The following is a 17,692-nucleotide window of genomic DNA, read 5'->3' as shown; positions in this document are numbered from 1 at the left end:
CTCCCACAGGGGTCGAGTAATGCCCGCAATCAATTGCCTGCTTTTATGCTGGTCCAGATCCGCGTCCTGATGCGGTCGATCTTCGCCGGCATCGCCTCCAGGGCATACAGCTTGCCCATCACATCCTCGCTCGGGTAGATCATCGTGTTGGCTTTCATGGCCGGGTCCACCTTCGCGTCGGCCTGCTGGTTGCCATTGGCGTACTGCACGAAATTGCTGATGCCCGCCATCACCTCAGGTTGCAGCAGGTAGTTCATGTAGGCGTAGCCCGCCTTCTCGTCCGGTGCATCGGCCGGCATGGCGACCATGTCGAACCACATCGGCGCGCCTTCCTTGGGGATCGAATACCCCACCTTCACCCCGTTCTTCGCCTCTTCGGCGCGGTTCTTGGCCTGCAGCACGTCGCCCGAGAAGCCCACCACCACGCACACATCGCCATTGGCCAGGTCGCCGGTGTACTTCGACGAATGGAAGTAGCTGATGTACGGGCGCACCTTCATCAGCAGCGCCTTGGCCTTGTCGTAGTCGGCGGGGTCCTGGCTGTGTTGCGGCAAGCCCAGGTAATGCAGGGCGATCGGCAGCAGTTCGGGGCCGTTGTCCAGCACCGCCACGCCGCAGCTTTTCAGCTTGCCGATGTACTCGGGCTTGAAGATCAGGTCCCAGGAATCCACCGGAGCGTTGTCGCCTAGTACCGCCTTGACCTTGTCGATGTTGTAGCCGATGCCGGTGCTGCCCCACAGGTACGGGAAGCCGTACTGGTTGCCCGGGTCGTTGACCTCCAGGGCCTTGAGCAGCACCGGGTTGAGGTTCTTCCAGTTGGGCAGCTGCGACTTGTCGAGCTTCTTCAGGGCCTTGCCCTGAATCTGCCGGGCCATGAAGTGGTTGGAAGGGAACACCACGTCGTAGCCGGAGTTGCCGGTCATCAGCTTGCCGTCGAGGGTTTCGTTGCTGTCGAACACGTCGTAGGTCGGCACGATGCCAGTGGCTTGCTGGAAGTTCTTCAAGGTGTCGGGTGCGATGTAGCTCGACCAGTTGTAGATCTTCACCGAGTCGGCGGCGCTGGCCACGCTGGCGGCCAGCATCAGGGGAGCGAGAAGGAGCGTGCGCATGTCGGGGTTACCTTGCTTTGTCTGTTGTTATCGAAGGCAGGCGATCAGCGGATCAGAAGATCAGAACGTAGGTCTTGCGCACGGTCTCCTGGATGTCCCAGGTGCCGACGCTGTTGGCCGGTAGCATCAGTGCGTCTCCGGCTTCTATTGTCAGGGGCTCGCCACCGTCGGGGGTGAAGGTGCAGCGGCCCTTGATGAAATGGCAGAACTCCTGTTGCACGATCTGCCGCCGCCAGCGCCCGGGGGTGCACTCCCAGATGCCGGTCTCGACCCCGTCGCTGCGTTCGACGCAGGTGACCGAGGTGACTGCGACCGGCTCGCCGAGGGGCACGGCGACCGGGTTGGAGCTGGCCAGGATGACGCTGTCGGTGTGCTTGAACTGGGTGATGCTCATGACCGGTGGATCCTGTGGTGGTGGAGGGGAAGTCAGTGCATGAAGCCTTCCATGAAGTCGGCCAGCCCGCTGGCCAGGCGTCGCCGCCAGGGTGCGCTGGCCGGGCTGGCGAGGGTCCGGTCCTCGTGGACGAAACTCTGGATGATCGCGTTGTAGCCCAGCCAGCGGCACGGCTCGGGCGGCCAGCTGGCCAGGCTGGCCAGCGGGCGGTTGTCGTGTACCCAGGGCTGGGCGGTGAGGGCGTTGTGCTGGCCGAGGATCAGCGCCGCCAGGGTGCGCCCGCCGAGGTTGGTGGCACCGACGCCTTCGCCGCCGTAGCCGCCCGACAGGGCGATGCCACGCTGGCGGTCGCACAGCATGTGCGGCCTGAAGCGCCGGGCCATGCCCAGGTTGCCGCCCCAGGAATGGGTGATGCGCACGTGCTTGAGCTGCGGGAACAGCTCGCCGAACAGGTAGCGACGCAGTTCCACTTCGCTGTCGGTGAGGGTGAAGTCTTCGCGTAGCCGGCCGCCGAAGCGGTAGCCACCGCGGGCGCCGAACACCAGGCGGTTGTCGGCGCTGCGCTGGCCGTAGGTGACCTGGCGGCTGTTTTCGCTGAAGGCCTGCCCCTGGCTCAGGCCGATCTGCTCCCAGGTCGATTCCGGCAGGGGTTCGGTGGCCACCAGCAGGCTTTGCACCGGTAGCTGATGCCTCCCGAGCGGCGGCAGGCTGGCGGCATAGCCCTCCACGGCTGGCACGACCCAGTGGCTGCGGATGCGCGCCAAGGGTGTGCGTACCTCGGCGGTCTGCCAGTCGATGGCCGGGGTGTTTTCGTAGATGGGTACACCCAGGTTTTCCACGGCCCGGGCCAGCCCGCGCACCAGCTTGGCCGGCTGGATGGTCGCGGTGTGCGGGCTGAAGATCGCGCCGTAGGGGTTGCTGATGCGCATGTGGGCATCCAGCTGCTCGGGGCGCAGCCAGTGGTAGTCGTTCTCGGTCATGCCCTGGCGATACAGGTCGTCCAGCCAGGCGCGCAGGCTGCGTTCCTGCTCCGGGTAGCGGGCTGCACAGTAGAGCACGCCGCCCTTGCGGTAGTCGCAGTCGATGCCTTCGCGCTGCAGCACACTGTGCACTTCGTCGGGGACGCCGTGCAGCAGGTCGATGCTGGCGCGGCGCTGTTGCGGTGACAGACTGGCGAGCAGGCGGTCCTCCCCCAGCAGGTTGCCCATCAGCCAGCCGCCATTGCGCCCGGAGGCGCCGAAGCCGGCGATGTTGGCCTCGATCACCGCGATGTTCAGCTGCGGGGCCTGGCGCTTGAGGTAGTAGGCGGTCCACAGCCCGGTGTAGCCAGCGCCGATGATGCACACATCGAGGTCCAGGTCTTCGCGCAGTGCCGGGCGTGCGCACAGCGGCTCGTCGAGCTGGTCCATCCACAGGCTGATCGTGCGCAGGGGTTGCATCGGGTCGGGCTCCACATCCGTCTTGGTCTGTGGGCGATCCTATTAGCGCGCTGCGATGGCTGTCTTACGTGCGTGCACGCAGGGAAATTTGCTTGAGGTAGGCCTTGGGCGATAGCCCGGTATGTTCGCGAAAGCACTTGTAGAACGCCGACAGCGAGTTGAACCCGGCGTTGAACGCCAACTGGTCGATAGGGGCTTCGGCGCTGCCGTTGTCCAGGCCGCCCATCAGGTACTGCAGGCGCGCCTGGTTGACGTAGCGGTAGAAGCTCTGGCCCAGCACCTGGTTGAGCAGGTAGGAAATCTGGTTGCGGCTGTAGCCGCTTTCGTCGGCCACTTGTTGCAGGTCAAGTTCGGGGTCCAGGTAGGGGCGCTGGTGATTGAAGTAGTGCTCCAGATCCTGGGCCATGGTCGACAGCTGGCGCGGCGACAGGCCCAGGCGGCTGGTGGCCGGGCGCGGGCCGTTTGCCTGGCTGCCCTTGGCGTGCTGGCGCACCAGCGTTGCGTATTCGTTGATCCGCCAGATCAACCCGTCCTTGACCGTGATCGCCTCGCTGGACTGGAACGCCACCAGTCCTTCGCCCCCCTGTACGGTGACCTGGTACTGGATGAACGCGGTGCAGCCGTCGACGCGAATGCGGTCGCTGTGGACGATGTCCTCGCCGGCCTCGTGGGGCAGGCAGGCGCGCACGTAGTCGCGCAGCTCGTCAAAGCCGAGCACGCGGTTCTGGAAGAAGTCGTGGTACTGGATCTCCGGGTGGTAGAGCGCCATCACCCCGTCCAGGTCGCGATGCTTCCAGCACAGGTGGTAGCGCATGACGGTGTCGGCGGTGAGCGGGGTTTGCCCGGGGCCGTCGGGGAGGGGGGTAGAAGTCATGGGCCGATAGTGCCTTGGGCTCGGGCGTGATGACAAGATCGATGGGTATGCGCTTGCAAGCGGCACATGTCTGGCTGAGCAAAATAGCGGTGTACCTTGCAAAACACCTTGTGCAACCGGGGGCAATCCGGCGTTTTGCATGGCCAGGTCTCGGCGCAGAGTCCCAACGCCTTGATTTCAAACAGTGTCATCATTTGAAACAAGTGGCATGGCTGCTGCACCGATCCAGTCCAGACCTCGAATAAGGAGAAAGACCATGCGCTCGATACTGCTGTGGATGATTGGTGTACCGATTCCGGTGATCATCCTGCTCTGGTTCTTCATGCATTGATATTACAGGGGCCGCATCGCGGACCGTCGCAGGCAAGCCTGCATCTACAGAAGCCGTCTACCCGCAGATGCAGGCTTGGCTCGCCGCTATTCGGCGCCTTGAATAGCGTTGCGCTTGTCTTCGCGTGCCCTGTGCATTTTCTCGATCCAGCGGCGTAGGGTAATTGGGCCGATATCCAGTATGCCGCTGGCCTGCGAGATGTCCATCTGCCCCTCCAGCAACTTCAGCGCAACTTGCTGCTTCAATTGATTACGCGCTTGACGAGCCTCCTGATTGTGCGTAGGTGCGAGGCTGCCCAGTTTTACGCTGACGCGGGATATCTTGCGATCAAGCCCATTGACATAGTGCGTTTTGAGTGAAAAGAAATCGTTCTCCATGTCTACTTCGAATGAGGGGATTCTAATAGGGTGATTGAGTGTTCTCTTGATGGTGATGACGGCGTAGTCATCGTTATAGTGATCAAAGTCACCCCCTTCAACATCCTCATCGCCGGGATGGTCAAAGACCGTGATGACAGTACCTTGGTCGGCTCTGTTGATGGTGCACGATACTACAAGGTCGTTGAAGTAACCGTCGCTATGCAAGTAATAAACCTCACCTTTGGCGAGTGATACGTAGGCGCCGATGTTGTTGGTCCATTCGTCTTGAGTTTCAAAGATGGCGTAGCGGCCGATATCAGTTTGGGGAACATGACCATTGGCAACCTTCAATGGAACCGTGCCAATTGAGGTTTTTTGGCTGTGGTTGTTGCCAGTCACCGCGTAGATGTTGAGGGATTCGCCTGCAGCTTCGGCAATCAGGTAGTGACCCAAGAAGCTTGCACCACTATTGACGATCGGTAACTGCGGTGTTCCTCCAATGCTAGTTGAAAGACTATGAGTATGGCCGACACATATCAGTGTCACATTAGACGACTCCAAAAGATCCAGAATGGCGCGTGGCAGCAGTTGCTGGTGCGTGGACACAATAACGATCTGCCGCTTTTCGGCTGCGCGCTGCAACTGCAATGCTAACCATCCGGTGGATGGGGTGACGTTGTAGATATGCTCATCTCCGACAAAGCTGCCAGTCTCGAAGTGCCTTGCGTATTCAGGGTAGTTGTTCAGTTGAATGAAACGATAGGTCGCGCCAGACAGGCCGGGATCCTTTTTCTCCACGGCATAAGCGTATGAGCCGAATACGTACCAGATATCGCCTGTCCAACCATCGTAAAAGTTGTGTCGCCAGTCAAAGTTTGAGTCGTTTTCATCGGACTCTCCTTGCCCCGGGGGTTCATCTTCGTCGACCCAGGTTCTCGGTTTTGCGCCTGGAAACCATTCCAGCATGCCACCTGCGGCACCATTGTCGGCACTGTCGTTCACGTTGTTGTCATAGCCGTGATTGCCCAAGCCGATCAGAACATTGTTTTTATCGCCAAGAATGGGGAATACGCTTTCCTTCATCTCGGTCAGGTAGGTTCTACCGCCCACAGGCTCATCGGATTTGTCGCCAAACTCCGTAATATCGCCGTTGACCAAAACAGGAATCACACGATTATTGTGGGTGTCGCGGTATCGCTGCATGTCAGAGTAGTTGGCTATGAGAAAATCAAGTGCTTCTTTCTTTTTTTCGGGGTCTGTATCGTAGCCTTCTTCGGTTCGCGGGTACTGTGGGTCCGAAGAAATAATAAAAGAGAACAGGCCGCCGGTGACATTTTTAGGGCTCATGCGAGTGCTCCTGAACGATGGGTGAGACAAACGTCCACGAACATCTTTCATCATGAGTGACCACGTCGGCTACTCACAATATTGTCAGGTGTGCACACTCATGTTTTCTGATAAAAAACCCGCCTAGGCGGGTTTTTTATCAGCTAGTTTCTAAAGAAACTGCTCGGCATAGTGACAGGCGACCTGCCGTGTACTCACCTGCCTGAGTGCCGGCACCTCCTTGGCACAACGCTCCGTCGCATACGGGCAACGCTTGTGGAACGCGCAGCCATCCGGCGGATTCAGCGGGTTGGGCAGTTCACCGGCAATGCGGATCTTCGGCTTCAGCGGGTCCGGGTGGATCGCCGGTGTCGCCGACAACAGTGCCTGGGTGTACGGATGCAGGGGTTTCTCGTAGATATCCTCCTTCGGCCCCATCTCCGCCGGCCGGCCCAGGTACATCACCAGCACCTGGTCAGCCACATGGCGCACCACCGCCAGGTTGTGGGAGATGAACACGTAGGCGGTGTTGAACTCCTTCTGCAGATCCATGAACAGGTTCAGCACCTGGGCCTGGATCGACACGTCGAGCGCAGAAGTGGGCTCATCCGCCACCAGCACCTTGGGCTGCAGCATCATCGCCCGGGCCAGGGCGATGCGCTGGCGCTGACCACCGGAGAACATGTGCGGATAGCGCTGGTAGTGCTCGGGGCGCAGGCCCACCTGCTCCATCATCTTCTGCACTTTCTCGCGACGTTCGGCCTTGCTCAGCGAGGTGTTGATCAGCAGCGGCTCGGCCAACTGGTCGCCGATCTTCTGCCGTGGGTTGAGCGAGGCATAGGGGCTCTGGAACACCATCTGCACATCGCGGCGCAGTTGTTTGCGCTCGGCCTTGCCGGCGCCGTTGACCTCGGTGCCGGCGATCTGCAGCGAGCCGGACGACGGCTCCTCGATCAAGGTCAAGGCACGGGCCAGGGTCGACTTGCCGCAACCCGATTCGCCGACCACGGCCAGGGTCTTGCCAGCCTCCAGTTCGAACGATACGCCGTTCAGCGCGCGCACCAGAGCATGGCCCTTGAACAGGCCGCGGGACACTTCGTAATGACGGGTCAGCTCACGGGCTGAAAGAACGACGGCCATCACGCCACCTCCTGGTTGAGCGGGTAGAAGCAACGCACCAGGCTATGGGCCTGTGGGTCGAGGGCGGGGCGTTGGCGGCGGCAGTTTTCCTGCACGTAAGGGCAGCGTGGCGACAGCAGGCAACCCTGCGGGCGGTCGTAGCGGCCGGGGACGATGCCGGGCAGGGTGGCCAGGCGTTCGGCGCCGATGCTGTGCTCGGGGATGGCCGCCAGCAGCGCTTCGCTGTAGGGGTGGGCGGGGATGTCGAAGAGTTCCGGCACCTGGCCGACCTCGACGGCCTGGCCTGCATACATTACACACACGCGCTTGGCAGTCTCGGCGACCACGGCCAGGTCGTGGGTGATCAGGATCAGCGCCATGTTGCGCTCTTTCTGCAGGTTGACCAGCAGCTCCATGATCTGCGCCTGGATGGTCACATCCAGCGCGGTGGTCGGCTCGTCGGCGATCAGCAGCTTGGGTTCACCGGCGATGGCCATGGCGATCGCCACCCGTTGGCTCATACCACCGGACAGTTGGTGCGGGTAGGCGTCCAGGCGGCTTTCGGCGCCCGGGATCTCGACTTTTTTCAGCAGCTCCAGGGCACGCTGGCGGGCGGCCTTGCCCTTGAGCCCGAGGTGTTGGCGCAGCACTTCCTCGATCTGGTAGCCCACGGTGTAGCTGGGGTTGAGCGCGGTCATCGGGTCCTGGAAGACCATGGCGATGTCCTTGCCCACCACCTTGCGCCGTTGCCGGCCGCTGAGCTTGAGCATGTCGGTGCCGTCGAAGGTGAGGGCATCGGCGGTGATGCGCCCGGGGGCGTCGATCAGGCCCATCAGGGCCATCATGGTGACCGACTTGCCGGAGCCGGACTCGCCGACGATGGCGAGGATCTCGCCGGCGTCCACGTTCAGGTCGAGGCCGTCCACCACCGGTACTGCATTGGCGTCGCCGAAGCGCACGTTCAGGTTGTTGATCTGCAACAGTGACATGGCGTTCTCCTCAGGCGGCGTTCTTGAGTTTCGGGTCCAGCGCATCGCGCAGGCCGTCGCCCATCAGGTTGATTGCCAACACACTGAGCAGGATGGTCAGGCCGGGCAGGCTCACCACCCACCAGGCACGCTCGATGTAGTCGCGCGCCGAGGCCAGCATGGTGCCCCACTCGGGGGTGGGCGGCTGCACGCCAAGGCCGAGGAAGCCCAGGGCGGCGGCGTCGAGGATCGCCGAGGAGAAACTCAAGGTGGCCTGCACGATCAGCGGCGCCATGCAGTTGGGCAGCACGGTGACGAACATCAGCCGTGGCAGGCTGGCGCCGGCCAGACGTGCGGCGGTCACGTAGTCACGGTTCAGCTCGCCCATCACCGCGGCGCGGGTCAGGCGCACGTAGGACGGTAGCGAGACGATGGCGATGGCGATCACCGTGTTGATCAGGCCAGGGCCAAGGATGGCGACGATGGCCACGGCCAGCAGTAGCGAGGGCAGGGCGAGCATGACGTCCATCAGGCGCATGATCGACGGGCCGAGGATCTGCGGGAAGAACCCGGCCAACAGGCCCAGCAGGATGCCGGGGATCAGCGACATCACCACCGACGACAGGCCGATCAGCAGCGACAGGCGTGCGCCCTGGATCAGGCGCGAAAGCAGGTCGCGACCCAGCTCGTCGGTGCCGAGGATGAACTGCCAGGTGCCGCCTTCGAGCCACACCGGCGGCGTGAGCAGGAAGTCGCGGTACTGCTCGCTGGGGTTGTGCGGTGCCACCCAGGGGGCGAACAGTGCGCAGAACACCACCAGGGTCATGAAGGCCAGGCCGGCCACCGCGCCTTTGTTGCGCGAGAAGGCCTGCCAGAACTCCTTGTAGGGCGAGGGGTAGAGCAAGCTGTGGTCAACCGCGGCTGGCGGAGTGACGGATTTTGGAATCGGGCTGGTCATGACGAAGTCCTCAGCGCTGATGGCGGATGCGTGGGTTGACCAGGCCGTAGAGGATGTCCACGACGAAGTTGACCAGGATCACCAGGCAGGCGATCAGCAGAATGCCGTTCTGCACCACAGGGTAGTCACGGGCGCCGATGGCTTCGATCAGCCATTTGCCGATGCCCGGCCAGGAGAAGATGGTTTCGGTGAGCACTGCGCCGGCCAGCAGCGTGCCGACCTGCAGGCCGAACACGGTCAGCACCGGGATCAGGGCGTTGCGCAGGCCGTGGATGAACACTACGCGGGCAGGCGACAGGCCCTTGGCGCGGGCGGTGCGGATGTAGTCCTCGCGCAGCACTTCGAGCATCGACGAGCGGGTCATTCGGGCGATCACCGCCAGCGGGATGGTGCCCAGCACGATGGCCGGCAGGATCAGGTGCATCAGTGCGTCCTTGAACGCCCCTTCTTCGTCGCTGAGCAGGGTGTCGATGAGCATGAAGCCGGTCTTCGGCTCGATGTCGTAGAGCAGGTCGATGCGGCCGGAGACTGGCGTCCAGCCCAGGCTCACAGAGAAGAACATGATGAGAATCAGGCCCCACCAGAAGATCGGCATGGAGTAGCCGGCCAACGAGATGCCCATGACGCCGTGGTCGAACAGCGAGCCGCGCTTGAGCGCGGCGATCACCCCGGCCAGCAGGCCGATGATGCCGGCGAACAGCAGGGCGGCAAAGGCCAGTTCGAGGGTCGCCGGGAACAGTGTGGTGAACTCGTGCCAGACGCTCTCGCGGGTGCGCAACGACTCACCGAGGTCGCCCTGGGCAAGCTTGCCGACGTAGTCCAGGTACTGCACTGGCAGCGGTTTGTTCAGGCCAAGGCGCTCCATGGCCTGGGCGTGCATTTCGGGGTCGACCCTGCGTTCGCCCATCATCACTTCGACGGGGTCGCCGGGGATCAGGCGTATGAGCGCGAAGGTCAGCAAGGTGATACCGAAGAAGGTCGGGATCAGCAGGCCCAGGCGCCGGGCAATGAAACTCAACATGTTTGGGGTACCTCATCAGCCACTAAGGGCAGAGCCGCCGGCTGCCTTGCAGATCGCCGGCGGTCGTTGTTGTTCTACTTCACCTTGGTGGTGGCGAAGTTATTGTTGGTCAGTGGGTTGATCACGTAGCCCTCGACGTTCTCGCGCATCGCGGTGAACATCTTCGGGTGGGCCATGCTGATCCACGGTTGGTCCTCATCGTACACCGCCAGCGCTTCGCTATAGAGCTTGGCGCGTTCGTCGTTGTCGATGGCTTCACGGGCGCGGGTGATCAACTGCTGGAACTTGGGGTTGCACCAGCGCGCATAGTTCTCGCCGGATTTTGCCGCATCGCAGCTGAGCAGCGGGCTGAGGAAGTTGTCCGGGTCGCCGTTGTCACCGGCCCAGCCGGTTGACACGAGGTCGGCCTCGCCGTTTTTGGCCCGGCGCAACATTTCGGCCCATTCCATCACGCGAATATCGAGCTTGATACCGACCTTGGCCAGGTCGGCCTGCAGCATTTCCGCTGACAGGCGCGGGTTGGGGTTGGTCGGACCACCACCGTTGCGGGTGAAAAGGGTGATCACGGTGCCTTCCGGAACGCCGGCTTCCTTGAGCAGGGCGCGAGCCTTGTCCAGGTCGTGGGGCGGGTTCTGGTTGGTACTGTTGTAGCCGAGCATGGTCGGTGGATACGGGTTGACCCCTACCATCGCGTTGCCCTTGCCGAACAACTGGTCGACGTGGGTCTGGCGGTCGAAGGCCATGTTGATCGCCTTGCGCACGCGTACGTCGCTCAGGTACTTGTGCTCGGTGTTCATCGAGATGTAGCCGGTGACCAGCGCTTCGATCTCGGCGACCTTGAGTTTCGGGTCGGCCTTGATCGAGGACACGTCGTCAGGTTTGGGGTACAGCGCCACCTGGCACTCGTTGGCACGCAGTTTCTGCAGGCGGACATTGCTGTCGGTGGCGATGGCGAAGATCAAAGCGTCAGCCGGTGGCTTGCCACGGAAGTAGTCCGGGTTGGGCTTGAAGCGGACCTGGGCATCCTTGTTGTAGCGCTGGAACACGAAGGGCCCGGTACCGATCGGCTTGCTGTTGAGGTCGCCGGTCTTGCCGGCCTTGAGCAACTGGTCGCCGTATTCGGCGGAGTAGATCGAGGTGAAGGCCATGCCCAGGTCATGCAGGAAGGGGGCTTCCGGACGGGTCAGGGTGATCACCACGGTGTGGTCGTCGGTCTTCTCCACCGATTTGAGCAGGTCCTTGAAGGCCATGCTCTCGAAATAGGGGTAGCCGACGCTGCTCTTGTCGTGCCACGGGTGGTCCGGCCTGAGCTGGCGGTTCAGGCTCCACACTACGTCGTCGGCGTTGAAGTCGCGGGTAGGGGTGAAGTAGTCGGTGCTGTGGAATTTGACGCCTTCACGCAGGTGGAAGGTGTAGACCAGGCCGTCCGGGCTGATGTCCCAGTGGGTGGCCAGGGCCGGCTGGATATCCGTGGTGCCTGGCTTGAAGTCGACCAGGCGGTTGAAGATGGTTTCGGCCGAGGCGTCGGCGGTGACGGCGGTGGTGTACTGGACAATGTCGAAGCCCTCGGGGCTGGCCTCGGTGCACACCACCAGCGGCTTGGCCGCAACGGTGGATGCAGCGCCCAGGATGACCGCTGCCAGGGCAGCGCGTAGCGGTAACGATTTCATGAAACCTCCCTGCAGTGCTATTCCAGCGTAGCCGCCACGGCCCGTGGGGAGTCGGGCCGTGGCGTCAGCGGTCAAAGGATGTTGAATGGAATGGTGGTGACCAGGCGGAACTCGTCGAGGCTGCCATCGCCCTGGGCCTTGCTGGCGCGGTGGGCGGTGTAGGTGGCACGGATGCTGGTGTCTTTCAGTGGGCCGCTCTGCACTGCGTAGCTGGTGCCGAAGCCCCACTCGTAGTGGTTTTCGCCGTCGAGGCCATTGACGTCGTAGGCGGTACCCCGGTAATGGGTGCCGTCGATACCCCAGCCACGGGCGTTGTACAGGTTGAACTTGAGGCCCGGTACGCCATACGGCGCCATGTTCAGCACGTAGCTGATCTGCAGCGATTTCTCGTTGGGGCCGTTGAAGTCCGACAGCAGCGAGTTGGCCAGGTAGATGCCGTTGGTTTCATGCAGGTAGTCGAAGTACTCGTTGCCATTTACCTGCTGCCACGACGCGCTCAGGGTGTGCGCCTGATGGGTCAGGCCGAACGACAGGCTGTAGGTGTCGTTGTCGATCTCGCCCATCTTCTTGCTGCCGGCGTCCACGGTCTTGTAGTAGTTCAGGCCGGTGGTCAGGCTCAACACGGCGCTGTCGCCCAGCACGTGGTTGGCGCCGAAGTAGTACTGGTTCCAGAAGTCGTCGACCTTGGTCGCGTACAGGCTGGTGCTCAGGCTCTTGAGCGGCTGGTAGTTGATGCCGGCGGTGCTGGCGCGGTCGGTTTCGACACCGGTGGCGCTGTACTCGCTGCGGAACTTGCTCAGGCTCTGTTCGGTACGCGGCGAGACGCGGTCGAAGGTGCCCAGGTCGAACGACAGGTTGTCGAACTCGGCGCTGTGCAGGAACGCACCCTGGAAGCTCGATGGCAGCGCGCGGTTGCCGATGTAGGCGATCATCGGGGTGTCGACCGACTGGCGGCCCACGGTGAGGGTGGTGTTGGACACCCGCGCCTTGACGTTGCCCAGGCCCATCTTGCTCCACTGGCCGATCACGTCGCCGTCGCTGTGGGTGAGCGTGCGGTTGTTCGGGCCGGCTACCGCGGCGCGCCCCTGTTCCAGGGCGATGGCATTGTAGGCCGCGGCCTCGACGGCGAAGCCGACGGTGCCCTCGGTGAAGCCCGAGCTGTAGTTGAGGATGGTGCCCTGCAGCCAGTTGTCACGGCTGTGGGTGGGATGACGGGTACCGTCGCTCTTGTAGTACTTCCACAGTGGCGCGCGGGTGGCGCGTTCGCGGGCATACCAGTTGCGGGTACTGCCGGACAGGCTCTGGCCGTCGATGAAGCCCTTGGCTTCGGCTTGTTCACTGCTGGACTTGAGCGTGGTGGGGACGAATTCCTGGCTCATCGGTTCGGCCTGGGCCAGGGCGCTGAAGGCGCCGATAGACAAGGCCAATGCGGTTTTCATGGTGCGTTTCAAAATCAAAGCTCCCTTTCTGTTCTTTTAGTTATTACCCGTGCCTCGTGGGCCGGGCCTGCAACGGTGACGCGGTACTGCAGGTATCCGCCTGGGGTCGCCAGGCAAATCCAGGCTGCACGCGGCCGCGGGAGTGGGTCGCACTCCCGGCCAGACGATGCAGGGGTCAATCGATACTGACGCCGGAGAAAACGTTGCGTCCGAAGGGGCTGACCTTGAAGTCGTTGACGTTGCTGCTCAGTGGCTGGTTGACCGTGGAGTGGGCCACGGGCGTGATCGGTACCTGTTGCTTGAGGCGTTGCTGGGCCTGCTGGTAGAGGGCGCTGCGTTGTTCACGGTCGGTGACCCGTTTGGCTTGCTTGACCAGCGCGTCGTACTGCGGGTCGCACCACAGCGAATAGTTGTTGCTGCCGATGGCGTCGCAGCCATAGAGGGTGCCCAGCCAGTTGTCGGGGTCGCCGTTGTCGCCGGTCCAGCCGATCAGGGCGATATCGTGCTCACCGCTTTTCATGCGCTTGAGGTATTCACCCCACTCGTAGCTGACGATGCGCACCTTGATGCCGAGCTTGCTCCAGTCGGCCTGAAGCATTTCGGCCATGAGCTTGGCGTTGGGGTTGTAGGGGCGCTGCACGGGCATGGCCCAGAGGGTGATCTCGGTGCCTTCCTTGACCCCGGCCTGCTTGAGCAGGGCCTTGGCCTTCTGCGGGTCGAACGGCGCGTCCTTGAGCGAGTCGTCGTAGGACCACTGGGTGGGCGGCATGGCGTTTACCGCAAGTTGCCCGGCCTCCTGGTAGACGGCCTGGATGATCGCCTGCTTGTTCACCGCCATGTCCATGGCCTGGCGCACTTCGAGGCGGTCGAAGGGCGGGTGCTGTGTGTTGTAGGCGATGTAGCCGAGGTTGAAGCCGGGCTGCTGCAGCACCTGCAGCTTGCTGTCCTGCCGGAGTGCGGGCAGGTCGGCCGGGCGCGGGTGCAGGGTGACCTGGCATTCGTTGCGGCGCAGCTTCTGGATGCGCACCGATGGGTCGATGTTGATGGAGAACACCAGGTTGTCGAGCTTCACCTGGTCGGGCGCCCAATAGTCCTTGTTGCCCTTGTAGCGAATCTGCGCGTCTTTCTGGTAGCGCTGGAACACGAACGGGCCGGTGCCGATCGGTTTCTGGTTGATGTCGCTCGGCCGGCCCTCGGCCAGCAGGTGCTCGGCGTACTCGGCGGAGAGGATCGCGGCGAACGCCATGGCGAGGTTCTGGATGAACGCGGCATCGACCTTGTTGAGGGTGAACACCACGGTCAGCGGGGCGGTCTTCTCGATCTTGGCGATGTTCTTGTCCAGCCCCATGCTGATGAAGTACGGGAATTCGGTGGGGTAGGCCTGGCGGAACGGGTGCTGCTTGTCGAGCATGCGGTTGAAGGTGAACAGCACGTCGTCGGCGTTGAAATCGCGGGTGGGCTTGAAGCCCTTGTTGGCGTGGAACTTCACCCCGGGCCGCAGGTGGAAGGTGTAGCGCAGGCCGTCGTCGGAGACCTGCCAGTCGGTGGCCAGGGCCGGATGCACGGCGGTGCCGCCGCGCTCGAACTCGACCAGGCGGTTGTAGATCGGTTCGGCGGCATCGTTGTCGGTGGCCGAGGTGTACTGGGCGGTGTCGAAGCCTGCCGGGCTGCCTTCGGAGCAGAACACCAGGTTGTTGGCCAGTGTCAGCGGCGCGTGACTCAGCAGGCCGAGTGCAAAGAGGGTGGAGCACAGCGTGGTAGGGCGCATGGCAAATCCTTTGTCCTGGTCTTTTCTGGCCGCGACAGGCAAAGCGCGGCGATGACATCCCGGCCCTGACGATAGAGGCGTCAAGGTGTGGGAGCCATGGTTCAGATACTGATATGGGAGCGGGAGCATTCCGGCGAGTGCGGTGGAAAAGTCCTACGCGCCGCCCGGTCATGTCGTCGCCCCGCCGCAACCCGTGCGGGCGGGGCGATCATGGCCGTTACTTGTCCACGCTTACCCCGTAGAAGGAGTTCAGGCCGAAGGGGCTGATCTTGAAATCCTTCACGGACGTGCTCATGGGTTGATACACGGTGGAGTGGGCGATCGGGGTGATCGGCACCTGTTCCTTGAGGATGTGTTGCGCCTGCTTGTACAGCTCGGTGCGTTTGGCCTGGTCGGAGGTGGCCTTGGCTTGCTTGATCAGGTCGTCGTACGGCTTGTAGCACCACTTGGAGAAGTTGTTGCCGTCCATGGCGTCGCAGCCATAGAGGGTGCCCAGCCAGTTGTCCGGGTCACCGTTGTCGCCGCTCCAGCCAATCAGCATGGCACCCTGCTCGCCGCCCTTGGAGCGCTTGATGTACTCGCCCCATTCGTAGCTGACGATCTTGGCCTTGATGCCGATCTTGGCCCAGTCGGACTGCAGCATTTCGGCCATCAACTTGGCGTTGGGGTTGTAGGGGCGTTGCACCGGCATGGCCCACAGGGTGATCTCGGTGCCTTCCTTGATGCCGGCTTCCTTGAGCAGCTGCTTGGCCTTTTCGGGGTCGTACTTGGCATCCTTGACGGTGGTGTCGTAGGACCACTGCGTTGGCGGCATGGCGTTGACCGCCAGCTGGCCGGCGCCCTGGTACACCGACTCGATGATCTGCTGCTTGTTCACCGCCATGTCGAGAGCTTCACGCACCTTGAGTTGCGACAGCGGGTTAGGCTCGTTGCTGCCCTTGACCTTGTCCATCACGTTGTAGGCGATGTAGCCGAGGTTGAAGCCGGCCTGGTCGGGCATCTTCAGCTTCGGGTCCTGCTTCAGCGGCTGGATATCGGCCGGGCGGGGGAACAGGGTGACCTGGCACTCGTTCTTCTTGAGCTTCTGCATGCGCACCGAGGCGTCGGTGCTGATGGCGAAGATCAGGTTGTCGATCTTCACGTCCTCGGGCTTCCAGTAGTCCTTGTTGCCCTTGTAGCGGATCTGCGCGTCCTTCTGGTACTTGCTGAACACGAACGGGCCGGTGCCGATCGGCTTCTGGTTGATGTCGGCGGGCTTGCCTTGCTTGAGCAACTGGTCGGCGTATTCGGCCGACTGGATCGACGCGAAGCTCATGGCCAGGTTCTGGATGAACGCTGCATCGACTTCGTTGAGGGTGAACTTCACGGTGTGGTCATCGACCTTCTCGACCTTGGCGATGTTCTTGTCCATGCCCATGTCGGTGAAGTACGGGAATTCGGTGGGGTACGCCTTGCGGAACGGCTGGTCCTTGTCGAGCATGCGGTTGAAGGTGAACAGCACGTCGTCGGCGTTGAATTCGCGGGTCGGCTTGAAGTAATCGGTGGTGTGGAACTTGACGCCTTCACGCAGGTGGAAGACGTAGGCCTTGCCATCGTCGGACACTTCCCACTTGGTGGCCAGGCCCGGAATCACCGCGGTGCCGCCACGTTCGAATTGCGTGAGTCGGTTGAAGATGGTTTCGGCGGAGGCGTCGAAGTCGGTTCCGGTGGTGTACTGGCCAGGGTCGAAACCGGCCGGGCTGCCTTCGGAGCAGAACACCAGGTTGGTCGCGGCGAGGGCGGACGGAGCGCCGGCTAGCAAGCCTGCGCCGACCAGGAACGGAATGACTGCGTGTTTGAGCATGGTGGCCTCATTGTTGTCATTTTTTGAGTGAGGCGGCCTCGTGAGCCGACCTGCGGATACTTATGCAGGGGCTATTCCCAATGCAACACTCAGCAGAGTGGTTGGCGGCAAAACGTGGGACGGTCGTACATGGATGTCGCATTCATATAAGTTTGGCGAATGTTGATCGTTTGCGCGCTCCAAAATGGTAAGAATTTCAAGATGTTTCGCATTTTGCATGACAGGCGGACGCACCTGATTGGTGCGTAGGAATAGTCGGAAAGTGCTGTCAGTGGCGGATTTCATCGCCACTGACATCCACTTGGAGGGTCAGGGCACCTGGACTTCGATCAGGCCATCGGCGCTCATGCTGACTTCGCTGGTGCCGGCCTCGATATCAGGCGCTGGCGCTGCCGCTTCGTCGGCAGCCTTGGCCATCATCGCCATCGGTGCGCTACGCAGGTAGGGGCGCGGGTAGCCGCTGCTGTTGAGGTTCAGGCTCACCACCTTGTAGCCCTTGCCGCCGAGCGCTTCAGTGGCCAACTGGGCACGGGCCTTGAACGCGGCCACGGCATCCTTGAGCAGCTCGTCCTCGCTGGTCTTGCGGGTGGCCGGGGCGATGGAGAAGTCCATGCCGCCCATCTTCAGGTCCTGCAGCAATTCACCGGTGAGCTTGGACAGGGCCGGGAAATCGGCACTTTCCAGGCGCAGCTCGGCGCGCTCGCGCCAGCCGGTGATCTTCTGGCCCTTGGTGTCGTAGATCGGGTAGCTGTTGCGGCTGCCCTGGCTGATCTTCACGTCCTTCACGTCACGGGCCTGCTGCACGGCCTTGTTCATGGTTTCGGTGATCTGCTTGGCGAGCTTGCCCGGGTCGCTGTTCTGCGCTTCGCTGTACAGCGTCACGACCATCAGGTCGCGGGCGACTTCCTTGCTGACTTCGGCGCGCAGCGACACCTGGTTGTAGCGTGGCTCGTCGGCGGCCACGGCGGGCAGGGTGGCGAGCAGGCCGCAGGACAGGGCAAAGGCTTTGCCGCGACGGGAAATGTGCATGTGTAGCTCCTTGGCAATGAAAAGCGTGGTTGGAACGTTCGTGCC

14 protein-coding genes are annotated in these 17,692 nt (G+C 62.4%); all 14 read right to left on the bottom strand.

The window, feature by feature from the left end; genetic code table 11:
* Positions 1-29 precede the first annotated feature (29 nt).
* Positions 30-1,109, bottom strand: coding sequence for a polyamine ABC transporter substrate-binding protein (locus F6X61_RS15985; protein WP_153787435.1), 1,080 nt, complete (start codon positions 1,107-1,109; stop codon positions 30-32).
* Between the two features lie 52 nt (positions 1,110-1,161).
* Positions 1,162-1,503, bottom strand: a complete 342-nt coding sequence (locus tag F6X61_RS15980; RefSeq protein ID WP_153787434.1) for a cupin domain-containing protein — start codon at positions 1,501-1,503, stop codon at positions 1,162-1,164.
* 32 nt (positions 1,504-1,535) lie between these two features.
* Positions 1,536-2,942 carry an FAD-binding oxidoreductase gene (locus F6X61_RS15975; protein ID WP_153787433.1) on the bottom strand — a complete coding sequence of 469 codons (1,407 nt, stop codon included), beginning with the start codon at positions 2,940-2,942 and terminating at the stop codon, positions 1,536-1,538.
* A gap of 64 nt (positions 2,943-3,006) precedes the next feature.
* The gene (locus F6X61_RS15970) at positions 3,007-3,816 is read right to left on the bottom strand and encodes an AraC family transcriptional regulator (protein WP_153787432.1); all 810 of its coding nucleotides are present in this window, start codon (positions 3,814-3,816) and stop codon (positions 3,007-3,009) included.
* Positions 3,817-4,233: 417 nt separating this feature from the next.
* Positions 4,234-5,853, bottom strand: coding sequence for a metallophosphoesterase (locus F6X61_RS15965; RefSeq protein WP_178125830.1), 1,620 nt, complete (start codon positions 5,851-5,853; stop codon positions 4,234-4,236).
* A gap of 150 nt (positions 5,854-6,003) precedes the next feature.
* Positions 6,004-6,972, bottom strand: coding sequence for a peptide ABC transporter ATP-binding protein (locus F6X61_RS15960; protein ID WP_125465374.1), 969 nt, complete (start codon positions 6,970-6,972; stop codon positions 6,004-6,006).
* Complete coding sequence (locus tag F6X61_RS15955) at positions 6,972-7,940, bottom strand: ABC transporter ATP-binding protein (protein ID WP_153787430.1); 969 nt, start codon at positions 7,938-7,940, stop codon at positions 6,972-6,974. The genes F6X61_RS15960 and F6X61_RS15955 overlap by 1 nt, the downstream gene beginning before the upstream one ends.
* Before the next feature lie 10 nt (positions 7,941-7,950).
* Positions 7,951-8,877 (bottom strand): ABC transporter permease subunit, encoded by a 927-nt coding sequence (locus F6X61_RS15950; protein WP_153787429.1) that lies wholly within the window; start codon positions 8,875-8,877, stop codon positions 7,951-7,953.
* Between the two features lie 10 nt (positions 8,878-8,887).
* On the bottom strand, positions 8,888-9,898 hold the full coding sequence (locus tag F6X61_RS15945; protein WP_125465371.1) for an ABC transporter permease subunit: 1,011 nt from the start codon (positions 9,896-9,898) through the stop codon (positions 8,888-8,890).
* Between the two features lie 74 nt (positions 9,899-9,972).
* Entirely contained in the window at positions 9,973-11,568 is a 1,596-nt protein-coding gene (locus F6X61_RS15940; protein ID WP_153787428.1) for an ABC transporter substrate-binding protein, read from the bottom strand.
* A 71-nt stretch (positions 11,569-11,639) separates the two neighbouring features.
* A complete protein-coding gene (locus F6X61_RS15935) occupies positions 11,640-13,007 on the bottom strand; it encodes an OprD family porin (protein ID WP_153787427.1) in 1,368 nt (455 codons plus the stop codon).
* 175 nt (positions 13,008-13,182) lie between these two features.
* Positions 13,183-14,775: an ABC transporter substrate-binding protein gene (locus F6X61_RS15930; RefSeq protein WP_153787426.1), complete on the bottom strand. Its 1,593-nt coding sequence runs from the start codon at positions 14,773-14,775 to the stop codon at positions 13,183-13,185.
* 217 nt (positions 14,776-14,992) lie between these two features.
* Positions 14,993-16,618, bottom strand: coding sequence for an ABC transporter substrate-binding protein (locus tag F6X61_RS15925; protein WP_153787425.1), 1,626 nt, complete (start codon positions 16,616-16,618; stop codon positions 14,993-14,995).
* Between the two features lie 309 nt (positions 16,619-16,927).
* Positions 16,928-17,647 (bottom strand): SIMPL domain-containing protein, encoded by a 720-nt coding sequence (locus F6X61_RS15920; RefSeq protein ID WP_153787424.1) that lies wholly within the window; start codon positions 17,645-17,647, stop codon positions 16,928-16,930.
* Between the last annotated feature and the right edge of the window lie 45 nt (positions 17,648-17,692).

The sequence above is a fragment of the Pseudomonas sp. EMN2 genome (genome assembly GCF_009650555.1).
GTDB classification, from domain to species: Bacteria; Pseudomonadota; Gammaproteobacteria; order Pseudomonadales; family Pseudomonadaceae; genus Aquipseudomonas; species Aquipseudomonas sichuanensis.
This window is presented reverse-complemented; position numbering and strand designations above follow the sequence as displayed.